The 8,338-nt window shown below is 75.0% G+C and carries 6 protein-coding genes; 4 read left to right on the top strand and 2 right to left on the bottom strand.

Annotated features, from left to right (window positions below; genetic code table 11):
* The first annotated feature begins 260 nt into the window (after positions 1 to 260).
* From ABZ471_RS17560 to ABZ471_RS17570, 3 genes are read left to right on the top strand one after another with little or no spacing between them, the layout of a single operon-like run.
* The gene (locus tag ABZ471_RS17560; protein WP_359067381.1) at positions 261 to 1,691 is read left to right on the top strand and encodes an FGGY family carbohydrate kinase; all 1,431 of its coding nucleotides are present in this window, start codon (positions 261 to 263) and stop codon (positions 1,689 to 1,691) included.
* Positions 1,688 to 3,091: an FAD-dependent oxidoreductase gene (locus tag ABZ471_RS17565; protein WP_359067383.1), complete on the top strand. Its 1,404-nt coding sequence runs from the start codon at positions 1,688 to 1,690 to the stop codon at positions 3,089 to 3,091. Before ABZ471_RS17560 ends, ABZ471_RS17565 begins: the two co-directional genes overlap by 4 nt.
* The gene (locus ABZ471_RS17570; protein WP_359067386.1) at positions 3,088 to 4,347 is read left to right on the top strand and encodes an FAD-dependent oxidoreductase; all 1,260 of its coding nucleotides are present in this window, start codon (positions 3,088 to 3,090) and stop codon (positions 4,345 to 4,347) included. Before ABZ471_RS17565 ends, ABZ471_RS17570 begins: the two co-directional genes overlap by 4 nt.
* 72 nt (positions 4,348 to 4,419) lie before the next feature.
* Here the strand turns inward: ABZ471_RS17570 and ABZ471_RS17575 are convergent, their stop codons facing one another.
* Both ABZ471_RS17575 and ABZ471_RS17580 read right to left on the bottom strand, forming a co-directional pair.
* A complete protein-coding gene (locus ABZ471_RS17575) occupies positions 4,420 to 5,184 on the bottom strand; it encodes a crotonase/enoyl-CoA hydratase family protein (RefSeq protein ID WP_359067388.1) in 765 nt (254 codons plus the stop codon).
* A 45-nt stretch (positions 5,185 to 5,229) separates the two neighbouring features.
* Positions 5,230 to 6,213, bottom strand: a complete 984-nt coding sequence (locus tag ABZ471_RS17580; protein ID WP_359067390.1) for a lysylphosphatidylglycerol synthase transmembrane domain-containing protein — start codon at positions 6,211 to 6,213, stop codon at positions 5,230 to 5,232.
* A 186-nt stretch (positions 6,214 to 6,399) separates the two neighbouring features.
* Between ABZ471_RS17580 and ABZ471_RS17585 the strand changes: the two genes are divergently transcribed.
* Positions 6,400 to 8,277 carry an ABC transporter ATP-binding protein gene (locus ABZ471_RS17585; RefSeq protein WP_359067402.1) on the top strand — a complete coding sequence of 626 codons (1,878 nt, stop codon included), beginning with the start codon at positions 6,400 to 6,402 and terminating at the stop codon, positions 8,275 to 8,277.
* Positions 8,278 to 8,338: the final 61 nt, after the last annotated feature.

Here is an 8,338-nt window from a genome sequence, read left to right on the forward strand (position 1 = left end):
GGATGAGGTCGCAACAGCCCTCCTCTGGGCGGTCGTTGAACGATTCTGATCGGCGGTTGAACGATCTCGCACGGGTCGGCGGTCACTATAGGGGCGTCGTTTCCGCCTTGCCATTGTTGTCAACTCAACTACCTGGCAGGGAAGTTGCTCGATGCGGGCGGGAGTCGATCGGTCGGCGGCCGTGCTTGACGCCGGACGAGGCCCGACGGCAGGCTGTTCGCTGATCTTCGAATGTCCGGACGAGGGTGCGGGAGGGTGCGATGCCGGGGCCGGTGCTCGCCGTCGACCAGGGCACGTCCGGCACCAAGGCCCTCGTGGTCTGCCCCGAACGCGGCGTCCTCGGCACCGGGTTCGCCGCCGTGACGCCCCGCCACCTGCCCGGCGGTCTGGTCGAGGCGGATCCGGCCGAGCTGTACACCTCGGTGCTCGACGCCGGTCACCGCGCACTCGCCGAGGCGGGCGAGGACGTCGTGGCGATGGGCCTGGCCAACCAGGGCGAGACCGTCCTCGCCTGGGACCCGGCGACCGGCCGCCCGCTGACCGACGCCCTCGTCTGGCAGGACCGGCGCGCCGAGACCGTGTGCGCCGAACTCACCGAAGAGGCCGAAGAGTTGCGGCAGCTCACCGGCCTGCCCCTCGACCCGTACTTCGCAGCACCCAAGATGGCCTGGATCCGCCGCCATCTCACCCGCGAGGGTGTCGTCACCACCTCCGACGCCTGGCTGGTCCACCGTCTCACCGGCGCCTTCGTCACCGACACGGCCACCGCCGGCCGCACCCAGCTCCTCGACCTGGACCGCGCCGAGTGGTCGCCGCAGGCACTGGAGACCTACGGGCTGTCCGGCGAACAGCTCCCGCAGCTGGTCGACAACGCCCAACTCATCGGCACCACCCGCGCGTTCGGTCCCGAGATCCCGCTCACGGGCCTCGCGGTCGACCAGCAGGCCGCCCTCCTCGCCCAGCGCATCACCGGGCCCGGCGCCGCCAAGTGCACCTACGGCACAGGCGCGTTCCTGCTCGCGCACACCGGCGGCACCCCCCGGCGCGGCACCTCCGGCCTGGTCAGCTGTGTCGCCTGGCGGCTCGCCGGAGATACCAGCTACTGCCTGGACGGGCAGGTGTACACGGCCGCCTCCGCGGTGCGCTGGCTCACCGACCTCGGCGTCATCTCCTCCGCCGCCGACCTCGACCCGGTCGGCGGCGCCGTCCCCGACAGCGGCGGCGTCACCTTCGTCCCCGCCCTCGCCGGGCTCGCCGCCCCCTGGTGGCGCGGCGACCTGCGCGGCTCCCTGACCGGGCTCGGCCTCGACACCCGACCCGGACACCTGGTCCGCGCCCTGTGCGAGGGCCTGGCCGCCCAGGTCGTCGAGCTGGCGGACGCGGCCGCGGCCGACCTCGGCACCCCGCTCGACGCGCTCCGCGTCGACGGCGGCCTGACCCGCTCCGCCCTGCTCATGCAGACCCAGGCCGACCTCCTGCAGCGCCCCGTCGAGGTGTCCGCGCTCCCCGACGCCACCGCGCTCGGCGCCGCCACCCTCGCCCGGCTCGGCACGGACCCTGCGCTGGGCGTCGAGGACGCCCTGCCCGACTGGAAGCCCGCCGCCGTGTACGAACCCCGCATCCCGGCCGACCGGGCCGCCGAACGCCTCGCCGGCTTCCGCACCGCCGTCGCCGCCCTGCTCGGCTCATGACGGTCACCGCCGAGGGGCCCCTGCCCGGGCAGACCTACGACGTGGCGGTCGTCGGCGCCGGAGTCGTCGGCTGCGCCGTCGCCCGGGAACTCGTCCGTCACCCGCGCCTGCGCATCGCCCTGGTCGAGGCACAGGGCGATGTCGGCCAGGGCACCTCCAAGGCCAACACCGCCATCCTGCACACCGGCTTCGACGCGACCCCGGGCTCCCTGGAGGCCCGGCTGGTCCGCGAGGGCTCCCGGCGCCTCGCCGCCTACGCCGCCGAGTCCGGCATCCCCGTCGAACGGGTCGGCGCCCTGCTCGTCGCCTGGGACCAGGAGCAACTCGCCGACCTGCCACGGCTGGCCGAGAAGGCCGAGCGCAACGACTGCCCGGACACCCGGCTCCTCGGCGCCGACGAACTGTACGCCCGCGAGCCGCACCTCGGCCCCGGCGCGCTCGGCGCCCTGCACGTGCCCGGCGAGAGCATCATCTGCCCGTGGACCACGACCCTCGCCTACGCCACCCAGGCGGTCCGTACGGGCGCCGACCTGCACCTGAACACCCGTGTGGACGAGGCGCACCAGGGCGACCAGGGGCACCTCCTGACCACCTCCAGGGGCACCCTGCGCGCCCGCCACCTGGTCAACGCGGCCGGACTGCACGCCGACACCCTCGACCGGGCGCTCGGCCACGACGACTTCACCGTCACCCCGCGCCGCGGCCAGCTCATCGTCCACGACAAGCTCGCCCGCTCCCTGGTCCGGCACATCCTCCTGCCCGTCCCGACCGCCCTCGGCAAGGGCGTCCTGGTCGCCCCCACCGTCTACGGCAACGTCCTGCTCGGCCCCACCGCGGAAGACCTGCACGACAAGCGGGCCACCAACTCCACCGCCGAGGGCCTGGCCCTGCTGCGGGAGAAGGGCGGCCGCATCCTGCCGGCGCTGCTGGAGGAGGAGGTCACCGCCGTCTACGCCGGGCTGCGCGCGGCCACCGAGCACGACGACTACCGCATCACCGCACACGCCGGGCAGGCGTACGTCACCGTCGGCGGGATCCGCTCCACCGGCCTGACCGCGTCCATGGCCATCGCCGTCCATGTCGTGGGCCTGCTGGGCGAGGCGGGGCTCGACCTCGGCCCGACCCGGGAACCGGACCCCGTGCGCATGCCCAACCTCGGAGAGGCCTTCCCACGCCCGTACCAGCGCCCCGAACTCATCGCCGGCGACCCGGAGTACGGCACCCTCGTCTGCCACTGCGAGCGTGTCTCCCGAGGCGAGATCCGTGACGCCCTCGGCAGTACGGTCCCGCCGCGCACCCTGGACGGCCTGGGCCGCCGCACCCGCGCCCGGGCGGGCCGCTGCCAGGGCTTCCACTGCGGGGCGGCGGTACGGGCCTTGTTCGAGGAGGCGCGCACATGACGGCGCAACGCGAGGCAGCCCGCGTACGCCGGGTCGACGTCCTCGTCGTCGGCGCCGGACCCGCCGGGCTAGCGGCCGCCGCGCGCCTGGCCGCCGCCGGTGCCGGCCGGGTCGAGGTGCTGGAACGGGAGGCGCGGGCCGGGGGAGTGCCACGGCACTGCGCACACGGCGGCTTCGGCACCTGGACGCATCCGCTGACCGGGCCCGGGTACGCCCGCCTGCTGACCGAGGCCGCCACGCGGGCCGGAGCCGTGCTGCGGACCGGGGTGACCGTCCTCGACCGGGTGGATCCCGGGCCGGTGAGGACGGCCTTCGGCGGATCCGCCCGGACGACTCCGGACGGATCCGACGGGGCGGAGCCGGGCGGTCCGGACAGGGTCGGGCCCGGCGGTCCGTACGGGACGGCGCCGGGCGGTCCGTACGGGACGGCGCCGGGTGGACCGTACGGGACGGCGCCGGGTGGACCGTGGTGGACGGAGCGGGGTGGACCTGGAGGGATGCCAACCGGTGGCTCGGGCGCCGCGTCGGCGCCGGGCATCGGTGGTGCGGCCGTCGACGGCACCTCCGACCAGCCGCGCGTGTTCCTGACGACCGTCGGCCCGGGCGGGCCGGAGACGATCGCCGCGCGAGCCGTCGTCCTGGCCACCGGCTCCCGTGAACGCCCCCGCGCGGCCCGCCTGGTGCCCGGCACCCGGCCCGCCGGCGTCTACACCACCGGCGAACTCCAACAGGCGGTGCACCTGTTCGGGCAGACGATCGGCACCCGTGCGGTGGTGGTCGGCGCGCAGGACGTGTCGTACGCGGCGGCCGACACCGTCCGCGCCTCCGGGGCCGTCGTCGTCGCCCTGGTCACCGACCGTCCGCGCGCCGGGACGACACGCGCCCGCGCCCAGTGGTCCCGCCTCCGGCGCCGTGTCCCGCTGCTCACGGACACCACGGTCACCGAACTCCTCGGCCACGGCCGTCTGTCCGGCGTCCGCGTCCGCCACCGCGACGGCCGCACCGCCGCCCTGCCCTGCGACACGGTCGTCTTCACCGGCGACTTCGTCCCCGACGACGAACTGGCCCGCCGGGGCGGCATCACGCTGGACACGAGCCCGTACACCTCGCGGACCGGCGTCTTCGCGGCGGGTGCTGTGCTGCGTCCCGGACAACGCGCCGGGGCGGCGACCCGGGACGGGGCGGAGACGGCCGGTGCGGTGCTGGAGTGGCTGGCGGAAGGGGACTGGCCACGCCCGCTGCGGCCCGGTGCCTGACGCAGGCGGCACCGGCCACGCACCGAACCCCGAGACCACCACGGACGGCTTCGGTGAGCGGCCCCGGCCGGCTCACACGTCCCGGTAGGACCCGTGCCGCCCGGCACCTCCGGCGAACCGTGCCGCACCCTCGAGACCCTCGGCCAGGACGGCCGTTCCGCAGCGGAGTTCGCCACGCATCGCGCTCTCCTCGTCCAGACCCTCCTGGTCCAGCACCGAGGCCCGGTCGCCGCGCAGGCAGGCCTGCGGGAAGCGGGCGATGGCCGCGGCCAGCTCCTCGGCCTCGGCGCGTGCGTGACCGGTGGGCACGAGACGGTTGGCGAGGCCGATGTCGTAGGCCTCGCGGGCCGGGACCGGGCGGCCGGTCAGGATCAGGTCCATGGCCCGGCTGGTGCCGATCAGCCGGGGCAGCCGTACCGTGCCGCCGTCGATCAGCGGGACGCCCCAGCGGCGGCAGAACACCCCGAAGACGGCGTCCTCCTCGGCGACCCGGAGATCGCACCACAGGGCCAGTTCGAGGCCGCCCGCCACGGCGTGCCCGGCGACGGCCGCGACGACCGGCTTGGACAGCCGCATCCGGGTCGGCCCCATGGGCCCGTCTCCGTCCTCGGCGACCCGGTTGCCGCGCTCGCCGCCCATCGCCTTCAGGTCGGCGCCCGCGCAGAACGTGCCGCCCTCGCCCCACAGCACCGCCGCCCGCGCGTTCTCGTCGGCCTCGAACGCCCGGAACGCGGCGGCGAGTTCCGCGGCCGTCGGGCCGTCCACCGCGTTGCGGACCTCCGGGCGGGACAGGACGATCGTGGTGACGTGTTCCTTGTGCTCCACGCGGACCGGCACGGCGGATGCTCCTTCTCAGGGGGCGGCTCGGAGGGCCACTCTCCCTCAGATGACCTTCAGCCGCACCAGGGCCCCGAGCGTCAGCGCGCCCGGCACCAGCGGCACCCAGACCGTGATGATGCGGTAGGCGAGCACCACCGCCGTGGCCACCGCCACCGGGCCGCCGGCCGCCACCAGAGCCACGATCAGCGCCGCCTCCACGGAGCCGAGTCCGCCCGGTGTGGGCACCAGCGCCACCGCGACCGTCGCCGCGAGGTACGCCAGCGCCATGTGCGCGGGCGGCACCGGCAGCCCCAGCGCCTGCCCCACCGCCACCAGGCCGGCCGCCTGGAGCGCGGGGAAGGCGAGCGAGCCGCCCCACAGCGCCAGCGCCCGGGCCGGACGCGTGTGCACCGAGCGGGCCTCGCCCAGGGCGGTGTGCACGAAGCCGAGCACGGGTGTGCGCAGGCGTCGTACGAGGGCCAGGGCGGCCACCGCCGCCGCCAGCACCGCACCCGCCACGGCCAGCAGCGGTCCGACGGCCCCGTGGGGGAGCAGGCTGCCGAGCCGCAGCGCGTCGGGGAAGGCGAGCAGCAGCGCGGCCAGCAGGCTCAGCCGGCCGACCGACTCGGCGAGCAGGTACAGCGCGAGCGCGGCGGAGGAACGGGCGAGCGGCACCCCGCACACGGTCATGAACCGCAGGTTGACCGCGCCCGCGCCCAGCCCCGTCGGCAGCAGGTGGTTGGCCGAGCCCGCCGCGAACTGCGTCGCCAGCAGCCGCCACCGGGGCAGCCGCTGCACGACGGCGCCCTGCCGGGTGACGGCCGCGGCCACCCACGTCAGACAGGTGGCGCAGGCCGCCGCCAGCAGCCAGGGCCACGAGGCCGTCCGCAGCTGGCCGAAGCCCTCGACGAGCACCGAGCGGTGGCGTACCGCGACGATCGCGACGAGCAGGAGCGGAAGCAGACACAGGATCTGCCGCACGGGGACGCGCCGGGCGAGCCGGGGGAGGCGTCCCTCACGGAAGTCGGGAAGTCGTACCGCTGTCACATCCGGAGAGGTTCTCCGCGCCGCGCCAACGGCAGGTGGCGGGGGTGCGGACGGCGCCTTACGGACGGGCAGCGGATGAGCGGGGGGAGTCATGGAGGCCTTTGGGTACGGGGATGCCGGTCGGGCTGAGAAGGCGCGGACATTGACCTCAACGAAGCTTGAGGTCGTACGTTCTCTCCCATGAGCATGGAGACCACCGCATGGACGCAGCTGCACAGCGTGATGACCGCGCAGCAGGAGCGCCGTCCCTTCGCCCGCGCCACGCTGCGCCGTATCGCCGCCTTCGCCCGCCCGCACCGCTCGGGCATCGTCCGCTTCGTACTGCTCGGGGTGGTGACCGCACTCCTCGCGGTGGCCACCCCGGTGCTCGCCGGCCGCGTCGTCGACGCGATCGTGGCGGGCCGCGACTCCGGGACGGTCGTACGGCTCTCCCTGCTCATCGCGCTCGTCGCCCTCGCCGAGGCGGGACTCGGCATCCTCAGCCGGCGCCTGTCGGCGACGCTCGGGGAGGGACTCATCCTCGATCTGCGCACGGCCGTGTTCGATCATGTGCAGCGCATGCCCGTCGCGTTCTTCACGCGTACCCGTACGGGCGCGCTGGTCAGCCGTCTCAACAACGACGTGATCGGCGCCCAGCGGGCGTTCGCCAACACCCTGTCGGGTGTGGTCGCCAACCTGGTGACCCTGCTGCTCACCCTCGCGGTCATGCTCACCCTGTCCTGGCAGATCACCCTGCTGGCGCTGGTGCTGCTGCCGGTGTTCGTGCTGCCCGCCCGCCGCATGGGCAGCCGGATGGCCGGCATGCAGCGGGAGGCGGCGGCGCTGAACGCGGCCATGGGCACCCGGATGACCGAGCGCTTCTCCGCGCCCGGCGCCACCCTGGTCAAGCTGTTCGGCCGCCCAGAGGAGGAGGCGGCGGAGTTCGCGGCCCGGGCCCGCCGGGTGCGCGACATCGGCGTGCGCACCGCGACGGCCCAGTCGCTGTTCATCACCTCCCTCACCCTGGTCTCGGCCCTCGCCCTGGCCCTCGTCTACGGCCTCGGCGGCTGGTTCGCGCTGCACGGCACCCTGGAGGCGGGCGCGGTCGTCTCCCTCGCGCTGCTGCTGACCCGGCTGTACGCCCCGCTCACCGCGCTCGCCGGAGCCCGCGTGGAGGTGATGAGCGCACTGGTCAGCTTCGAGCGGGTCTTCGAGGTGCTCGATCTGAAGCCGCTCATCGAGGAGAAGCCGGACGCGGTCGAGGTGCCCGAGGGTCCGGTCGCCGTCGAGTTCGAGGACGTCCGTTTCGCCTACCCGTCCGCCGACCAGGTCTCCCTCGCCTCCCTGGAGGAGGTCGCCGCCCTCGACACCCGCGGCGGAGCCGAGGTCCTGCACGGCATCTCCTTCCGCGCCGAACCCGGCCGGACCGTCGCCCTGGTCGGCTCCTCCGGCGCCGGCAAGTCCACCATCGCCCAGCTCCTGCCGCGCCTGTACGACGTCGACGGCGGGGCCGTCCGCATCGGCGGCGTCGACGTCCGCGACCTGACCGCCGCCTCCCTGCGGGCCACGCTCGGCATGGTCACCCAGGACGGCCACCTCTTCCACGACACCGTCCGCGCCAACCTGCTGCTGGCCCGCCCGGCCGCCACGGACGAGGAGCTGTGGGACGCGCTCGGCCGCGCCCGCCTCGCCGAGGTCGTACAGACCCTGCCCGACGGGCTGGACACGGTCGTCGGCGAACGCGGCTACCGGCTCTCCGGCGGCGAACGCCAGCGCATGACCATCGCCCGCCTGCTGCTGGCCCGCCAGCGTGTGGTCATCCTCGACGAGGCCACGGCCCACCTGGACAACACCTCGGAGGCAGCCGTCCAGGAGGCGCTCACGGAGGCTCTGGAGGGCCGCACCGCCGTGGTGATCGCCCACCGGCTGTCCACCGTCCGGGCCGCCGACGAGATCCTGGTCGTGGAGGCCGGCCGGATCGTGGAGCGGGGCACGCACGACGAGCTGCTCGCGGCGGGCGGACGGTACGCGGAGCTGCATCGCACGCAGTTCGCCGAGCGGGACGGTGAAGTGACGGCGGTCTGACGGTCGTCTTCCCGTGGCCCGACCCCCGGGGGGGCCCGGGGAGAGAACGGTGCAAGTGGAA

Origin of the sequence: Streptomyces sp. NPDC005728 (assembly GCF_040630895.1) — a bacterium.
Lineage (GTDB): Bacteria > Actinomycetota > Actinomycetes > Streptomycetales > Streptomycetaceae > Streptomyces.